The following is a 16,490-nucleotide window of genomic DNA, read 5'->3' as shown; positions in this document are numbered from 1 at the left end:
TCCTTGCTCATTGCACCCGCTCATCGCCCTTGAGGCCGATGGCGAACTGTTGCAGGTAGGCGTTGGGGTGGCGGCCGTCGTAGATGAGGCCGTCGATGAAGCCATCCTGGGGGCCGCGATAGCCCTGCTCGCTGGCAAAGTCCGGGAAGTCACTGGCCTTGAGCTTGCCCTCGGCGATGAGGGCCTCGGCGGCCTGGCGATAGACATCCGGTTGATAGACGGCCTTGGCCACCTGCTCGAACCAGGCGTCCGGTCTGGCTTCGGGGATCTGGCCCCAGCGCCGCATCTGGGTCAGGTACCAGATGGCGTCGGAGTAGTAGGGATAGGTGGCGTGGTGGCGGAAGAAGACGTTGAAATCCGGCACCTGACGCTTGTCTCCCCTGGCGTACTCGAAGGTGCCCGTCATGGAGTTCGCGATCACCTGCTCGTCCGCCCCCACGTACTCGGGTTTGGCCAGCAGCTTGGCCGCCGCGCGCCGGTTGCCGTTGTCGTCTGCATCCAGCCACCAGGCCGCCCGCAGCAGCGCCTTCACCAGCCGCACATGGGTGTTGGGGTGACGCTCGGCCCACTGCCGGGTGACGCCGAACACCTTCTCCGGGTTGTTGCGCCAGATCTCGTTATCCGTGATGACGGGCACCCCTATGCCCCTGGCGACCGCCTGCTGGTTCCAGGGCTCACCCACGCTGTAGCCGGCGATAGTGCCCGCCTCCAGGGTGGCGGGCATCTGGGGCGGCGGTGTCACCGACAGCAGCACGTCCGCCTGACGCTGGCCCGAGTTGTCGCCGAGTGTGGGCGCATAGAAGCCGGGGTGCAGGCCGCCTGCGGCCAGCCAGTACCTGAGCTCGTAGTTGTGGGGGGAGACGGGGAACACCATCCCCATGTTGAAGGGCTTGCCCGCCTGGCGGTACTCCGCCACCACGGGCTTGAGGGCGGCGGCGCTCACCGGGGGCGGCACCTGGCCCGCCTGCGGCCTGGGCAACTGGGGCGCCATGGCGGCCCAGACGCTGTTGGCCACCGTGATGGCGTTGCCGTTGAGATCCATGGCAAACGCCGTCACCAGCTCGGCCTGGGTGCCGATGCCGATGTGGGCCGCCAGGGGCTGGCCCGCCAGCATCTGGGCGCCGTCCAGCTCGCCGTCTATTACCCGATCCAGCAGGATCTTCCAGTTCGCCTGGGCTTCGAGGGTGACGTAGAGTCCCTCATCCTCGAAATAGCCACGCTCGTAGGCCACCGCCAGCGGCGCCATGTCGGTCAGCTTGATGAAGCCGAGCCTGAGCTCCTCCTGCTCCGGGGCTCCCAGTGCCAGCACCGGCAGCGACAACGCCGCCAGCAGCAGTCCCGCACATCCTTGTCGTCCGTTCATTGCATCTCCTCCCTCGGTTCCGGGTCAGGGCCATGGCGCCAGGCTGCCTGGAATCGCAGTGCCACCTCGTTGCAGCGCTGCGACCCAAGGTGCGTCGCGACCAAAAAAAAGCCCCGCCGATCCGGGATCGGCGGGGCTTCTTTGCCCTGTTGCGGGTGAGTGGCCTGATCGGCCCCTCACTGCGCATCGTTACTTCATTGCTATCGTGTTTTTGTTATTCACTTTCCGTGCCAGCTCGTCCAGGGTGCATCAGGCGGCCCTTTGCGGTCTGTGGTGCCCTGATCCTCCCTCAAATTTGCCTCAATTAGGCGCAGTTGCACCAAAACGGTTGGCCACGGGAGCGCTCAGGCGGGCAAAGCCTGCAGCAGTTGCCGCGCCAGCTCCCCCAGGCTCAGGTGACGGCTCATGGCGGTGCTGCGCATCAGGCGATAGGCCTCGTCCTCGTCCAGCCCCTGATGGCGCATCAGGCGTCCCTTGGCCTGCTCGATGAGCCGCCTATCCTCCAGCTTCTGGCGCAGCTCGCTCTCGGTCTGCATCAGGGCCTGCACCATGGCGAGCTGACTGCGGGCCAGACGCAGCCACTGCTCCACCGGCTCACGCTCGCCGCAAGGGTGGGGCACCAGCAACACCCCCTGCTGCAACAGGGCGAGCTGGGTATCGCCCCCCAGCCGCTCGCAGAACAAGAGGCGCGGCATGTCGGGCCAAAGGGAGAGGCCAAGGCGTACCTCGGCGCTGAACTGGCGGCAACTGACGAGCAGGGCATCCCCCCTCTGCGTCGGCGTCAGCAACTGGCGGGTATCGAGGATCCCGGGCTGATGGCCGTAGTGACTGACCAGCAGGGCCAGGCGGTTCGCCTGGCCCGGGTCATCGGCGTGGATCAACAGCCGGGAAGCGGGGCCGTCCTGGCCCCGGGTGGAAAAAGTGGTCATGGCGCTCCTTGTCGGCGACGATCGCGTTCTGTCTGGCGAAAATGCCGCAACATGAAGGCCAACTCTTTGAATCTACCTCCTTTTTATCTATCAGGAGGTAGTGGGGGTAGAGGGACAATCGCCCCTCAGGCGACCCGTTCCAGGGCCTCCGTCAGCAGCCCCTGCAGCTCGGCGCGCAGCCGCACCACCTCCCCCATGATGATCAGCACCGGGCTCTGGCCCAGCAGGGCACGGGCGGCCTGCTCCAGGCCATCGAGCGTGGCCTCGTGCACCTGCTGGCGGGGGCTGCAGCCAGCCACCACCAGGGCCACCGGCAGCGCGCCCGGGGCCCCCGCCCTCAACATCCCTTCCCGAATGCGGGCCGCCCGCTCCAGCCCCATGTAGAACACCAGGGTGTGGCCCGCCCGGGTCAGCCCCTGCCAGCCCTGATAGTCGCGCTCGTCCATCAGGTGCCCCGTCACCAGGGTCAGGGAGCGGGCCAGCCCCCTGTGGGTCAGGGGAATGAAGCTGCTGGCGGCGCAGCCCAGGGCCGCCGTGATCCCCGGCACCAGCTCGGCCTCGATGCCGTGCCGGGCCAGGTGCAGCGCCTCCTCGCCACCGCGCCCGAACACCAGGGGATCCCCTCCCTTGAGGCGCACCACCCGCTTGCCCGTGCGGGCCAGGGCCAGCAGCAGGGCGTTGATCTCCTCCTGGGTCGGGCTCGGCTCACCGCAGCGCTTGCCCACGTCGAAGCGGGCCGCCCCGTGGGGAATGCGGGCCAGGATCTCGCTCCCCACCAGGCGGTCATAGACCACGACCTCTGCCGCCTCCAGACGGTGCAGGGCGCGCAGGGTCAACAATTCGAGGGGCCCGGGGCCCGCTCCCACCAGACTGATTTGGCTCATCTCAGGCTCCTTGTGTCCTGGCACCGCACTAAGCGGATGCCAGGAAAACATGTTTGATCAACAGCTTGTCGATTTCGGGCAGACAGGTGCCGCAGTTGCTGCCACAGCCGAGCAGGGCCTGCAGCCCCGCCAACTCGCTCACCCCCTGCCGGGTGATAGCATCGACGATGCGCTGCTCCGAGACCCGCAGGCAGGAGCAGACCAGCCGGCTCTCCCCGGCCAGGGCCTGGCTCAGGGTCTGGCTCAGGGCCCCCGCCTGGAGCGGCGTGCCGAGCAGACTGGCCAGCAGGTCGACCTTGATGTCCGGGCGCCGCCCCCCCACCAGCAAGATGCCCTCGATGCGATCCCCTGCCAGGGCCACGGCCAGCCACCCCTCCTTCATGGGCAGCCTGAGCCAGTGCCCCTCGGCCCCCAGCCGTTGCCACAGGCTCTCTGTGCTCTCTGACCAGGAGGCCAGCAGGGTGCAGTTACCCTCGGGCAGGGGGCGCCTGGCCCACCAGTCCACCGGCTCGCGCCACTCACCCCGGCCACACCAGAGCCCTTGCCAGCGGGTGAGCTGCGCCCTGGCCTGCACCCGCCCCTGTTTGAACATCGGCTGGCCGGAAAGGGGATCCACCACGGGGGCGATGAGGCGGTTGACCGCCCCCTGGCTGCACTGGCTGTCGGTCCAGTGCATGGGCAGAAAGGCCTCCCCCTCCCTGAGCCCCTCATCCAGCCCCACCAGCAGCAGCGCCTCCCCGAGCCCGTTGCAAAGGCGCACCATATCCCCCTCCTTCACGCCAAGCGCCAGCAGGCTGGCGGCCCCCATTCGCACCCTGGGCCAGGGCTCGGCCTCCTGCAACCGGGGCACGTGGCCGGTGCGGGTCATGGTGTGCCACTGATCCCGCAGGCGGCCACTGTTGAGGAGCAGGGAGACAGCCCCTGCAAGCGGGAGCGTTTCTGGCTGCTCGGGGAAGCGCTGGGCCAGGGCCAGCAGGCGGGCCCGGCCATCCGGGGTGGCAAAGCGCCCATCCTCGAACAGGCGGGCCCTCCCCTGGGGCCAGTCAGCGTTGACGGGCCAGCGCAGGGGAGAAAGGGCCTCGAATTCGGCACGGGTGAGACCCGCCAGCCCGGAGATGTCGAACTGGCGGGATCCGTCGTTCTCAAACCCGGAGAGGGCGGCATGCTCGCAGAAGATCTCGTGCTCGTGCTCATATGCGAACCCCTCGCCAAAGCCGAGCCGACGGGCGAGCCGGGTCAGGGCCCACCAGTCGGGCCTGGCCTCCCCCGGCAGGGGCAGGAAGGCGCGCTGGCGGCTGATGGTGCGCTCGGAGTTGGTGACGGTGCCGCTCTTCTCCCCCCAGGCGGCGGCAGGCAACAGCAGGTGGGCGAGGCGCGCCGTGTCGGTGTTGGCCGTTACCTCGGAGACCACCAGCAGCTCGCAGCGGCTCAGGGCCTCGCGCACCCGGTTGCCGTCCGGCAGGGAGACCGCCGGGTTGGTGCCGAGCACCCAGAGCGCGCGGATCTCCCCCCGGTGCACTGCCTCGAACAGCTCGACGGCCTTGTGCCCCGGCCCGCGCACCATGGTCGGGCTTCCCCAGAAGCGCTGTACCCGATCGCACTCGGCCTCGCCAAAGCCCATGTGGGCGGCGAGCTGGGTCGCGAGCCCTCCCACCTCACGCCCTCCCATGGCGTTGGGTTGCCCCGTCATGGAGAAGGGAGCCGCCCCCGGCTTGCCGATGCGACCGCACATCAGGTGGGCGTTGATGATGGCGTTGGCCTTGTCTACCCCCTGGTTGGACTGGTTGATCCCCTGGCAGAACAGGGTGACGGTCTTGGGGGTACGGGCAAAGAGCTGGTAGAAACCGAGCAGATCGCTGCGGGAGAGGCCGCAGCTGCGGGCCACCTCGTCCAGTTGCCAGGCGGGGTCGTCCAGCGCCGCCGCCAACGCCTCGAAGCCGCTCACGTGCTGCGCCACATAGGCCTTGTCCCAGCCATCGACATCGAGCAGGTAGCGGCACAGGCCGTTCCAGAGCGTCACGTCGCTGCCGGGTTTGAGCGCCAGGTGCAGATCCCCCTGCTCCGCCGTCATGGTGCGGCGGGGATCCAGCACCACCAGCCTGAGCTCGGGGCGCCGCACCCTGGCCTGCTGCAGGCGGCGAAACAGCACGGGATGGGTCCAGGCGGTGTTGGCACCGGTGAGCACCACCAGATCGGCGAGCTCGAGATCCTCGTAGCAAGCGGGCACCAGATCCTCCCCGAAGGCGCGCTGGTGGGCCACCACCGCCGACGACATGCAGAGCCGGGAGTTGGTGTCCACGTTGGCACTGCCCAGATACCCCTTCATCAGCTTGTTGGCGACGTAGTAATCCTCGGTGGTGAGCTGGCCCGACAGATAGATGCCGATGGCACCCGGCCCGGACTCGGCCAGGATGGCGGCAAAACGCTCCGCCAGGGTGTCCAGGGCCTCCTCCCAGCCGATGCGCTGCCCCATCCAGCGCGGATAGAGCAGGCGATCGGGAAAGGCCAGGCTCTCCAGCAGGCTGGCCCCCTTGACGCACAGGGCACCGCCGTTGGCCGGATGCTGCTCATCCCCCTGCAACTGCCAGTTGTCTCCCTCCCGGCTCAGCCGGATGCCGCACCCCACTCCGCAATAGGCACAGGTGGTCTTCATTCCCTTGCTCCTTGTCATGTGTCTGACGAGGGGCCCATAAAAAAGCGTCCGCCCCCCTGCGGGGACGGACGCCTTTGTCCGGATGCCTCATCGTCTTGTATGGGGAAGTGACTGCAAACCCCGCGCCAGGATGCAAGGGGCGCCGCCATTGCGCATCAGGATGTCGGGCTGCGCCGCCACGGTGCAGCCGCCCCCTTGTTGGGCCCGCCTTGCGGGAATCCGCCCCGCACGCTGGGAAAGGGGCCCACCGGGGGTATAATGCGCCGCCACACAGGAGAGAGAGATGAAAGTGTCAGATGAAGGCGCTGCCGGGCAGCACCGGGCAGATACCCGGGAGAGAGGGGACTATTGCGCCATCGGGCTGGTCAATCCCAAATCCCCGGAGAACGTGGGCGCCGTGATGCGGGCCGCCGGCTGCTACGGGGCGGACGAGGTCTACTACACAGGGCAGCGCTTCGAGCTGGCACGCCGTTTTGTCACCGACACCAAGCAGATGGTGGAGAAGATCCCCCTGCTCGGGGTCGAGGAGCTGCTGGACTTCGTGCCCGAGGGCTGCACCCCAGTGCTGGTGGATCTGATCGAGGGGGCCACGCCCCTGCCGGATTACGTGCACCCCGAGAGAGCCTTCTACATCTTCGGCCCGGAGGATGGCACCCTGGAACCCGCCCGCTTCGCGGCGGTGAAGGAGGTCATCTATGTGCCGACTCAGGGTTGCATGAACCTGGCCGCCTCGGTCAACGTCATCCTCTATGACCGGTTGGCCAAGACGCTCAGAGCCAAAGGCTGAGGCAGGACAAGACGTTATCTATGTGGCCAGACCGACAGGCTGCATGCACCTCACCGCCTCGGTCAACGTCATCCTTTATGACCGGTTGGGCTGAGGCAGGACAAGAGGGGCCCGATGACGGCATCAGGCCCGACAGCTAGGGCTGTGGCTTGTTCGCCCGCACCACCTGCTCCCTGAGAAAGTCCTGGTAGTAGTCGTACAGCTTGTTCTGCCGATAGATCTCCGCCAGCTTGCCCTGCCTTATCAGGGTGCGCATGCCGGGATCCCAGAGCCCGTGCAACTGCCTGCCCTTCGGGGTATCGGCGAAGATGGGGTAGGTCGGGATCCAGCGCAGGAATACCTGTACCAGCTCGGGGGGAAGGGAGCCTTCGGGGTAGAGGGCGCCGTCGGTCAGGTAGTAGCGGTAACGCCCCTTGATCAGCAATTGCAGCGCCATCTCGTGGCTGTCTATCTCGAACCAGCGCATCGGCTCCGGGATGAACTTGTCAAAGGCCCACCCCCTCAGCCAGAGCACCTCCTGCTCCTTGAGGCTGTGCTCCCCTGCCCAGTGCGGCAGCCAGCGCTTTTGCATCACCACGCTCACGTAGTCCGCCGAGTAGGGGTAGTCGGGCTGATGGACCCCGGGCACCTCTCCCCGATAGACCCCCATCGCCATGTCCCCCTCCTTTTGCGACACCACCGCCAGTGCCCGTTTGTAAGGCACCATGTGAAGCTTCACCTCGTGCCCCAGGGGTTCATAGATGGCTCGAACCACATCCAGATAGACCCCCTTGCCGTCCCGGTGACAGAAGCCGGGCCAGTCGTCGCAATAGACTTGTATGGTGTCTGCCCGCACGAACGAGGTGATCAGCAGGCAACAGAACAGAAAAAGACGAACCATGATTATCCTCAGTGATATGGCACTCGGCAGATGCTCACCGCCGGACGGCCCGTTCAGGCATACAGATAGCATAGAAAAACAGAGTCCCGGCCGACATTTTCCCCATTTTGCGAGCGGGTCGAGGGTTATTGTCGCACCACAGCGTATCATGGCAAACAAGATTCATTAGTAGCCCAACTTGAGGGGAGATTCTCATGCCAACCATCAAATCCCTGCTCTGCCCCGTCGATTTCTCCGAGATGTCCAGAGCGGTACTCGACTACGCCGTCTTCATGGCCAACACCCACCAGGCCGAGCTCAAACTGGTCCACGTGGTGGATCAGCTGCACGGCTTCGACAGCTACAAGATCCTGCACATGACGGCCATCGAGATCACCCACGAGATGGAACGCCAGGCCAAGTGTCAGCTCAAGGAACTGGTCGCCTGCCTGCCCATTCCGGCCAAATTCGAGGTCCGTTTTGGCCGCGCCGCCGATGAAATCGTCCTCCAGGCGAAGGAAGACAAGGTGGATCTCGTGGTCATGGGCAGCCATGGCCGCTCCGGCATCACCCACCTGCTGGTGGGCAGCGTGGCGGAATCCGTGGTGCGCCACGCTCCCTGCCCTGTGCTGGTGGTCCGCAAATAATCCCCGCCTGATGCGCCAAGGCCAGCATATGCTGGCCTTTTTGCTGTTCATTGCCATGGGATGCTCATCTCAGAACCGGTGCACGAGGGATAACGAGAGGTCGTCGGCAAGGTAGAACGCCGCCCACCAGTCCTGGTGACGCCCTCGCAGCAGGCTCGCGGGCAGGGTCTCAGCCATGGGCATAGATGACGCTCCCTCCCTTGATGGTGTCGATAATGGCCCTGGACTGCTCCCTTGGCAGGGCCGGGCATCCCCAGCTGCGCCCCAGCTTGTCAAACTTCTGCAGATGCCTGGGGCTGGCATAATCCGCCCCGTGCACCACGATGGCGCGCTTGCGGGCATTGCTGTTCTTGCCGGGACTGAGGCCGTCGAGACGCAGGGAGTAACCGTGCTTGCCCTGATAGGTCTCGGCGGTGCGGTAGACCCCCAGGGAACTTTGCCGGGAATTCATCTGATTGGAGAACTGGCGGGCGGCCAGCTCCCCCGAATTGCGGCCGTGGCTGACCCAGGTGTGGTAGAGCAGCTTGTGGCGCTTGACGTCGATGACGAACAGCCGGCGCATGGTCGAGGGCTTGCTGTAGTCGATGATGGTGAGAATGGGTTTTCGCTTGTGGCGCACGCTCTGGTAACCGTCCAGGGCCTTGCGAAACACGCGGCTGTCGAGCTTGCCGGCCAGCTCGAGCTGACGATAGAGATCCTGGTCCCAGCTGGCGTGGCTGGCGCCGCTAAAACAGAGCGCCCCCAGCAGCAGTGGCAGGCTCAGCCAGAGGCTGCCCCACCACGCACTCCTATCCTGTCCCTTCATCCCTTGAAGTTGCTCCCCTTGCTGTCGCTGGCCTGATGCCCCGGGTGACACCGCATCCTGCTGGATAGTTATATGCAAGCCATTGATTACGAGCAATAAAAAAGCACAAAAATGCCGACCTGAGTCGGCATTGTCCTGCTTGCTGAGCGTGCCTGGATCAGGCACGGCTGAGATAATCCGCCTGCCCCACCCACTTGTAGCTGGTGAGTTCGGTCAGCCCCATGGGGCCACGGGCGTGAAGCATCTGGGTCGAGACCGCCACCTCGGCCCCGAGGCCAAACTGGCCGCCGTCGGTGAAGCGGGTGGAGGCGTTGACATAGACCGCCGCCGAACCGGCCCCGTTGACGAAACGCTCGGCATTGGCGAGGGAGTTGGTCAGGATGGCATCGGAGTGGCCGGCGTTGTGCTCGCGCATATGGGCCAGCGCCTCGTTGACGTCCGCCACCACCTTGACCCCCAGGGTCAGCCCCAGCCACTCGGTGTCGAAATCTTCCGGCCCCGCGTCGCACAGGTTGTCGCTGCCAGCCAGCAGCGCCATGGCATTGGGCGCGCCCACCAGGGTCACCTTGCGCTCGTTCATCAAAGCCACTAGTTGCGGCAGCAAGGTGGCCGCCACCTTCTCGTGTACCAGCAGGGTATCGAGGGCGTTGCAGGCGGAGGGGCGCTGCACCTTGGCGTTCTCGATGACCGCCAGGGAACGCGCCAGATCGGCGCTCTCGTCCACGAAGATATGGCTGATACCGAACCCGCCGATGATGACGGGGATGGAGCTGTTCTCCTTGCACATCTTGTGAAGACCCGCGCCACCGCGGGGGATGATCATGTCCACGTAGCGGTCGAGGCGCAGCAACTCGGCCACCAGCGCCCTGTCCGGGTTGTCGATGTACTGCACCGCCGCCTCGGGCAGGCCGGACGCCGCCAGGGCATGCTGGATCACCCGCACCAGCTCCAGGTTGGAGTGGAAGGTCTCGCGACCACCGCGCAGAATGCTGGCGTTGCCGGTCTTGAGGCAGAGGCTGGCGATGTCGATGGTGACATTGGGGCGCGCCTCGTAGATGACGCCGATGACCCCGATGGGCACCCGGCGACGGGAGAGGCGCAGGCCATTCTCCAGCACCCGGCTGTCGATTTCGGCCCCGACCGGATCGTCCAGGGTGATCACCTTGCGCACATCCGCCACTATGCCGGCAAGGCGCGCCGGGTTGAGCAGCAGGCGATCCAGCATGGCTTCCGTGAGCCCCGCCTCGCGCCCGGCGGCAATGTCTTTCTCGTTGGCCGCCAGGATCTGGGCACTGCGTGCTTCCAGTTCATCGGCGATGGCCGCCAGCGCCCGGTTCTTCTGTGCCGTGCTGACGGTGGCCAGTTGATAGGCGGCTTCACGGGCCGCCTGCCCCATTTTCTCCAGACTCATCACAGTTCCCTTTTGTTCATGCGGTGCCACCCTGTTCAGAGCAGCACCATGTCATCACGGTGGATGGCTACGGCCCCATAGCCGTAACCCAATACCTGTTCAATCTGATCCGAGTGGACACCCCGCAGCCGATCCAGCTCCAGATGGTCGTAACGGCAAATGCCGCGAGCCAGCTCACTCCCCTTGGGATCCAGGATTCGCACCACGTCGCCACGCACGAAATCTCCCTTCACTGCGACGATGCCCTTGGGCAGCAGGCTGGAGCCCTTCTCCTGCATGGCGGCCACGGCCCCCTGATCCACCTGCACTTCGCCGTGAGGAGGGGGCCCTGCCAGGATCCAGCTCTTGCGCCCTTCCAGGGGGGATGCCAGGGCCGGGAACAGGGTCCCCACCCGCTCCCCGGCGGCGAGGCGGCCGATCACTTCCGGGATCTGGCCGGTGGCAATCACAACGTCCACCCCGGCGCGGCGTGCCACGTCGGCGGCCTGCAACTTGGTGGCCATGCCACCGGTGCCAAGGCCGCTCACGCTGTCACCGGCAAGGGAGCGCAGAGTGTCGTCTATGGTCTGCACCTCTTCGATGAGCTGGGCATCCGGGTTGGTGCGCGGGTCGGCGGTGAAGAGCCCCTTCTGATCCGTGAGCAGGACCAGCAAGTCCGCATCCGCCAGGATGGCCGCACGGGCGGAGAGGTTGTCGTTGTCCCCCACCTTGATCTCGGCGGTGGCCACGGCGTCGTTCTCGTTGATGACGGGGATGATGCGGTGATCGAGCAGGGTGCGCAGGGTGTCGCGGGCATTGAGGTAGCGCTCCCTGTCTTCCAGGTCGGCGCGGGTCAGCAGCATCTGGCCGATGTGCAGCCCGTAGAGGTTGAACAGGTCCTGCCATACCCGGATGAGCTGGGTCTGACCCACCGCCGCCAGCATCTGTTTGTTCGGCAGGGTAGGCGCCAGCGGAGGGTGGCCCAGATGCTCACGACCGGCGGCGATGGCCCCCGACGTGACCAGCACGACACGGTGCCCGTGTCGATGCAAGGCGGCACATTGTCTGACCAGCTCGACCATGTGGGCACGGTTGAGGCGGGCAGATCCCCCGGTGAGCACGCTGGTGCCCAGTTTGACGACTATGGTTCTGTTTTCCATGGGAACGAAGGGTTAGAAAAGTAAGGAATCCCTTTATACCCACGGCCCTCCTGCCCTGCAAGGCAATTAAGCCTCGCCAGGCAGTTGCGGGCTCGGTGACAAAGCATCGGGGTACCCCGCACCGGGAAGATGCGGGGCTTGGGGATCAGGCTGCCGTCACGCTCAGTTCGGCGGTCACCTGCTTCGCGGGGGAGAGGGTGCACTCCAGCTGGGTCAATTTGCCGCTGATGAGCTTGTAGAAATGTTGCAGGGTGCGTTCCACTTCCGCCTGATGCTTCTTGGGCAGCGCCTTGTCGATCCACTCCCCGTCCGCGTTGTAGAACCCCGTCTGATAGTGGTAGCTGAAGCTGTGATCCGCCTGCTCCAGCACCAGCCACCAGCCCCAGAACTCCCGCTTGTCCGGGGCAGGCTTGGCGCTGACGCAGACGGACAGGCAGTCAAAGCGGTATCGGCCCTCCTCGCACAGGTCTTCACGCAAATAGGGGCCAATGGCCGCGAACTGCCGCAGCAATCGCTTGTAAGTCACTCCTTCCGACATACTAACCTCCCTGTTGAACAAGCCATACCATCACATGGTGATGTTACATTTTTAGTTTTATATCATGTACATAAGTGCTTTTTGAGCCAGTCTACCGTCTCTTTCAGTGCCTCGTCATAGACCTCGAGCAGTGGCTGCTTGTCAAACACCACCGCCTTGCCGTTGCGACTCGCAGCGGCCAATGCCCGGACATCCTGCTCGGGACAAATAAAATCTTTCTTATGCCCGATACTCAATATCGGCACGGAAGTGCGACTCCCCAGCAATCCCTGGGTCTTGAGGGAGAAGACCTGACACTTGGTGCGCAGCAGATCCCACTGAGCCGCGTCCGCCCCCAGCCGGTTCGCCAGCCCGTCGCGCATCATGCGCGGGCAGCGGGCGAACATCTCCTGATTGGTGAACACCTGGTTGATGCCGGCACCGATGCAAACCACGGTCCGAAGCTTGAACGGCTCGACGAAGGCGAGGCGGGCCGCCACATTGCCGGCGAGGCGGAACCCCACCATGGCGATGCGCTGGTGATCGACCCAGGCCACCTCCGAGAGGTAGTTGAGCACCGCCTGGTGCAGGCGGCTGGTGTCCTGCACCAGGGGCCAGTGCTCGGCATAGCCGGTGCCCGGCATGTCCAGGGAGAGCATCCCGATGCCATGGGGCTCGAGACACTTGAAATAGAAGTTGAGGAAGTCCACCTGAAGCGAATCGATGCCACCGCTGACGATGACCAGGGGCACAGGTTTCTCGGTGGTGGGCAGATGCAGGTAGCCCTGGATGGTCTTGCCCCGAAACGGGACCTGCAACTCCTTGAGGGGCACCTTGAACAGGCGTCCGGCCTCGCGATAGGCCATGTTGCCGAGCAACTGGGCCTGATCTGCCAGCTCGTCGTGCTTGAGGTGGGGGTAGCTTGCGATGGAGTAGTAGCGCACGGCCTTGAGCAGGCTCTTCAGCGCCGCGGCGCGATCCCCTTCCCCCAGCAGCGTCCGCCCCGTATTGAAATAACGGCCGGCGAGCTGGCTCCACTCATAGACCCAGTTGCCGGGCACATAGCCCTTGATGGTGTCCAGATAGCGTTCGTGACTGCGCTCCCCCTGCCCCATGGCGATGTGCGCCAGGGTCTGCTCCACCTCGACGGGATCGGCCCCCTGCCAGGCCCAGGTCGGTCTGCGCAGCAGGCGATACCAGCGGGGCGACAGGGCGCCATCGATGAAGCTGTCAGACAGTGCGCTGTCTTGCTCGTCGACGGGGCTCGAGTTGGAGACTTCGGAAGTTTCCAATACCTTTTTGACCCGGGTAAACAGCTTTTCCGTCAGATTGGTATCGTCGTTTGGTTCCAAAATGGTGGCTCTTCTGTCTCAAACAATGTCCCATCTTAACCACTTTTCACATCGAGCAGCCACACCAGAAACGCATTGAGCCCCAAAAGGGGCTCAATGTGGTCAACCTTGCATCACGACGGATCAGTCCGCTTCCGAATGCCGGGGAGTCACTGGTCGCGACCGGTGGGGCGATTACGCTTCGTCGCAGATCGGCTTGGCGAACTCCAGCGCCATGTCCCAGGGCTGTTCAATCCAGGTATCCTGCGGAATGGCGACTTCGAAGTCATCCACCAGGGGTTCGCCCATGGGCTTGGCGAAGATGGTGATGAACTTGGCTCTGGGGTAGAGCTCGCGGATCGCCTTGGCGGTGCCGCCGGTGTCCACCAGATCGTCCACCACCAGCCAGCCTTCGCCGTCACCTGCGGTGGTGGCAGCCTTCACCACCACCAGCTCGCGCTGGTTGTCGTGGTCATAGCTGGAGATGCAGAGGGTTTCGACATTGCGAATGCCAAGTTCGCGGGCCATCAGGGCCGCAGGCACCAGACCACCGCGGCTGACGGCGATGATCCCTTTCCACTGGCTGACAGGCAGTTGACGACGGGCCAGACGGCGCGCTTCGCGTTGCAGGTTATCCCACGATACATAGAACTTTTTTGGCATGCTATCGATCTCAACGAGTTATAAAGCAATCACTTATGAGGTGAAACCCGGCAAAGAGACGGGTTCAGGTCAATTCTGGCACCCCGTTTCCCGAATTTTGCTTGCACTTTTTCGGCCTCGGGGCTGACGCCTCGGCGGCAAAAACGGATGCAATGCGAACAGGGATGGGATGTAGCTGGCGGCCATCTCGGGTGGACTCCCGATCTCGGGCCGGCTGTTGGGCCGGTATGATAGCACTCTTTATGGATAAATTGAGCGGCAAACGTATGCGAAAAACAGGAAATGTCCGCCATCTTCCGCTCTGTCGCCCTTTTGGGAGGGCTCCGGCGACACCGAAATGGTAGCCGTTCGACACACACCTCATGACATTCGGGCAAAAAAATAGCAGGGGGAGGAGAGGATCCTCACACACCTGCTGCTGTTACCTGTGACGCCTGCGAGCCTTAACGGCGGGTGGCGTAGGGATTCGGGTAGTTGAAGCCCTGGGTATAGAGAGATTGGGCAAACCAATAGGTTGAATTGCTGCCTGACATCATAAACTCCTGATTGCTTAACAAGTTACGTACCTTAATGCGGGTTCACATCCTTGAACTGACACTCGGTTCCATGGAGGCGCACTTGCTTTGCTTCGGTTCCCTGGAGGCATTGATTGTCATCCTGACAAGTGGGCTGGCCACGGCGGCTAATTTACCACCCGGCGCCAAAAAGACAATATTTTGTGACCAGCATCACAAAGTTGATGTTGTGCTGACACGAATAAGGCAGGCAGTGAAGTTCGCCATCCATGCTCCCTTTCCCAGCACAAGCAGAGCGTCATTTGCGCTGATCGCTCACATTTTTGCGTGATTGACTGTATTATCGTTATCCTCTTCCCCGGCCCGCAGAGTGGGGCCCGACATTTTCCATGCTGGTAAGGAGTCCCGACGTGGCACAGCTCAGTTCTCTGTCTCCCAAGTTGATTTGGCAATTCTTCGAGCAGATCTGCTCCATCCCCCACCCCTCCAAGCACGAAGCCCAACTGAGCGCCTGGATCGTGGCGTGGGCCCAGGGAGAAGGCCTGGCGGTCAAGCAAGATGCCGTCGGCAACATCATCATCAAGAAACCGGCCACGCCGGGGATGGAAAACCGCAAGGCCGTGGTGCTGCAAGCCCACATCGACATGGTGCCCCAGGCCAACGCCGACACCCAGCACGACTTCACCACCGATCCCATCGATGCCTACATCGATGGCGAATGGGTCACCGCCCGTGGTACCACCCTGGGTGCCGACAACGGCATGGGCATGGCGGGCTGCCTGGCCGTGCTGGCCGACAAGACCATCAAGCACGGCCCGCTGGAAGTGCTGCTGACCACCGACGAGGAGACCGGCATGACCGGCGCCTTCGGTCTGGAAGCGGGCTGGCTGGAGGGCGAGATCCTGCTCAATACCGACTCCGAAGAGGATGGCGAGGTCTACATGGGCTGCGCCGGCGGGGTCGATGCCAATATCCGCTTCCCCCTGGAGCGGGTCGCTGCCACCGAGGGCGAAGGTTTCGAGCTGCAGGTCAAGGGCCTGCGCGGCGGCCACTCCGGGGTCGACATCCATCGCGGCCGCGGCAACGCCAACAAGCTGCTGGTCCGTCTGCTCAAGGCCGCCGAACCGCTGGGGGTGCGCCTTGGCGATCTCAGTGGCGGCACCCTGCGCAACGCCATCCCCCGCGAGGCCCGCGCCAGCCTGCTGGTGCCCGCCGCCAGCGTGGCTGACTTCAAGGCTCTGGTAGACCGCTACGCCGGCATCTATCAAAGCGAGCTGGCCGCCACCGAGGCCAACCTCACCGTGCTGCTCACCGCCCGGGAGAAACCGGCCCAGCTCATGAGCGAGTCCCTGCAAAGCCGCCTGCTGGATGCCCTGATGGCCTGCCCGAACGGGGTGATGCGCATGAGCGACGCCATCCCGGGCGTGACCGAGACCTCCACCAACCTGGGTGTCATCAAGACACTCGAGGGGGAAGTCTATGTGCAGTGCCTGATCCGCTCCCTCATCGATTCCGGTCGCGAGAACATCGAGCAGATGACCCGCTCCCTGTTCACCCTGGCTGGCGCCAGCTGCGAGTTCACCGGCGCCTACCCGGGTTGGGCCCCGAACGTTGACTCACCGGTCATGGCGCTGGTGCGTAGCAGCTACCAGACCCTGTTTGGCGAGATGCCGAACGTCATGGTGATCCATGCAGGCCTCGAGTGCGGTCTGTTCAAGAGCGCCTACCCGGACTGGGACATGGTCTCCTTCGGCCCGACCATCCGTGGCGCCCACGCACCGGGGGAGAAGGTACACATCCCGGCGGTCGAGCGTTTCTGGCAACTGCTGGTTCACGTGCTGGAACATATCCCGGCCAAGTAAGCCAGCTCACGACCATATCGATGCCCCGCCCCGTGCGGGGCATCTTTTTGGCTATGTCCCAATTACGTGTTGCATGGGGCGCCCCAGCGCCTCATGCAAGCAACGTGGTACATTCACTTCCCGCC

The 16,490-nt window shown here is 64.3% G+C and carries 14 protein-coding genes; 3 read left to right on the top strand and 11 right to left on the bottom strand.

What is annotated here, in order from left to right; genetic code table 11:
- Window positions 1–7: 7 nt before the first annotated feature.
- The 4 genes from PG879_RS18305 to PG879_RS18290 form a co-directional block, all read right to left on the bottom strand.
- Window positions 8–1,363, bottom strand: coding sequence for a CmpA/NrtA family ABC transporter substrate-binding protein (locus PG879_RS18305; RefSeq protein ID WP_270830547.1), 1,356 nt, complete (start codon window positions 1,361–1,363; stop codon window positions 8–10).
- A gap of 344 nt (window positions 1,364–1,707) precedes the next feature.
- Complete coding sequence (locus PG879_RS18300; protein WP_010675452.1) at window positions 1,708–2,292, bottom strand: ANTAR domain-containing response regulator; 585 nt, start codon at window positions 2,290–2,292, stop codon at window positions 1,708–1,710.
- A 125-nt stretch (window positions 2,293–2,417) separates the two neighbouring features.
- A complete protein-coding gene (gene cobA / locus PG879_RS18295; RefSeq protein ID WP_010675453.1) occupies window positions 2,418–3,176 on the bottom strand; it encodes a uroporphyrinogen-III C-methyltransferase in 759 nt (252 codons plus the stop codon).
- A 28-nt stretch (window positions 3,177–3,204) separates the two neighbouring features.
- On the bottom strand, window positions 3,205–5,829 hold the full coding sequence (locus PG879_RS18290; protein WP_270830546.1) for a nitrate reductase: 2,625 nt from the start codon (window positions 5,827–5,829) through the stop codon (window positions 3,205–3,207).
- A 283-nt stretch (window positions 5,830–6,112) separates the two neighbouring features.
- On the opposite strand from PG879_RS18290, the gene PG879_RS18285 reads away from it, so the two are divergent.
- A complete protein-coding gene (locus tag PG879_RS18285) occupies window positions 6,113–6,616 on the top strand; it encodes an RNA methyltransferase (protein ID WP_041212465.1) in 504 nt (167 codons plus the stop codon).
- A 136-nt stretch (window positions 6,617–6,752) separates the two neighbouring features.
- On the opposite strand, the gene PG879_RS18280 is transcribed toward PG879_RS18285, so the two are convergent.
- The gene (locus PG879_RS18280; RefSeq protein WP_109112243.1) at window positions 6,753–7,496 is read right to left on the bottom strand and encodes a substrate-binding periplasmic protein; all 744 of its coding nucleotides are present in this window, start codon (window positions 7,494–7,496) and stop codon (window positions 6,753–6,755) included.
- Window positions 7,497–7,690: 194 nt separating this feature from the next.
- Here PG879_RS18280 and PG879_RS18275 point away from each other — a divergent pair, with 194 nt between their 5' ends.
- Entirely contained in the window at window positions 7,691–8,122 is a 432-nt protein-coding gene (locus PG879_RS18275; RefSeq protein WP_113068898.1) for a universal stress protein, read from the top strand.
- Between the two features lie 169 nt (window positions 8,123–8,291).
- Here PG879_RS18275 and PG879_RS18270 read toward each other — a convergent pair whose 3' ends face one another.
- The 6 genes from PG879_RS18270 to gpt all read right to left on the bottom strand — a co-directional run bounded on the left by PG879_RS18270 (window position 8,292) and on the right by gpt (window position 13,988).
- Window positions 8,292–8,927 (bottom strand): murein L,D-transpeptidase catalytic domain family protein, encoded by a 636-nt coding sequence (locus tag PG879_RS18270; protein ID WP_113068899.1) that lies wholly within the window; start codon window positions 8,925–8,927, stop codon window positions 8,292–8,294.
- 157 nt (window positions 8,928–9,084) lie between these two features.
- On the bottom strand, window positions 9,085–10,341 hold the full coding sequence (locus PG879_RS18265; RefSeq protein ID WP_262512438.1) for a glutamate-5-semialdehyde dehydrogenase: 1,257 nt from the start codon (window positions 10,339–10,341) through the stop codon (window positions 9,085–9,087).
- Between the two features lie 32 nt (window positions 10,342–10,373).
- Window positions 10,374–11,477, bottom strand: coding sequence for a glutamate 5-kinase (gene proB, locus PG879_RS18260; protein WP_048207022.1), 1,104 nt, complete (start codon window positions 11,475–11,477; stop codon window positions 10,374–10,376).
- Window positions 11,478–11,622: 145 nt separating this feature from the next.
- Window positions 11,623–12,015 (bottom strand): sigma factor-binding protein Crl, encoded by a 393-nt coding sequence (gene crl / locus PG879_RS18255; RefSeq protein WP_053288752.1) that lies wholly within the window; start codon window positions 12,013–12,015, stop codon window positions 11,623–11,625.
- A 62-nt stretch (window positions 12,016–12,077) separates the two neighbouring features.
- Window positions 12,078–13,346 (bottom strand): esterase FrsA, encoded by a 1,269-nt coding sequence (gene frsA, locus PG879_RS18250; protein ID WP_010675462.1) that lies wholly within the window; start codon window positions 13,344–13,346, stop codon window positions 12,078–12,080.
- Window positions 13,347–13,520: 174 nt separating this feature from the next.
- A complete protein-coding gene (gpt, locus tag PG879_RS18245; RefSeq protein ID WP_039040347.1) occupies window positions 13,521–13,988 on the bottom strand; it encodes a xanthine phosphoribosyltransferase in 468 nt (155 codons plus the stop codon).
- 925 nt (window positions 13,989–14,913) lie between these two features.
- Here gpt and PG879_RS18240 point away from each other — a divergent pair.
- On the top strand, window positions 14,914–16,365 hold the full coding sequence (locus tag PG879_RS18240; protein ID WP_039040348.1) for an aminoacyl-histidine dipeptidase: 1,452 nt from the start codon (window positions 14,914–14,916) through the stop codon (window positions 16,363–16,365).
- Window positions 16,366–16,490: the final 125 nt, after the last annotated feature.

The sequence above is a fragment of the Aeromonas sp. QDB63 genome, assembly GCF_027707425.1.
Lineage (GTDB): Bacteria > Pseudomonadota > Gammaproteobacteria > Enterobacterales > Aeromonadaceae > Aeromonas > Aeromonas caviae.
Note: the sequence above shows the minus strand (reverse complement) of the source record. Positions and strands in the feature narration are given on the sequence as shown.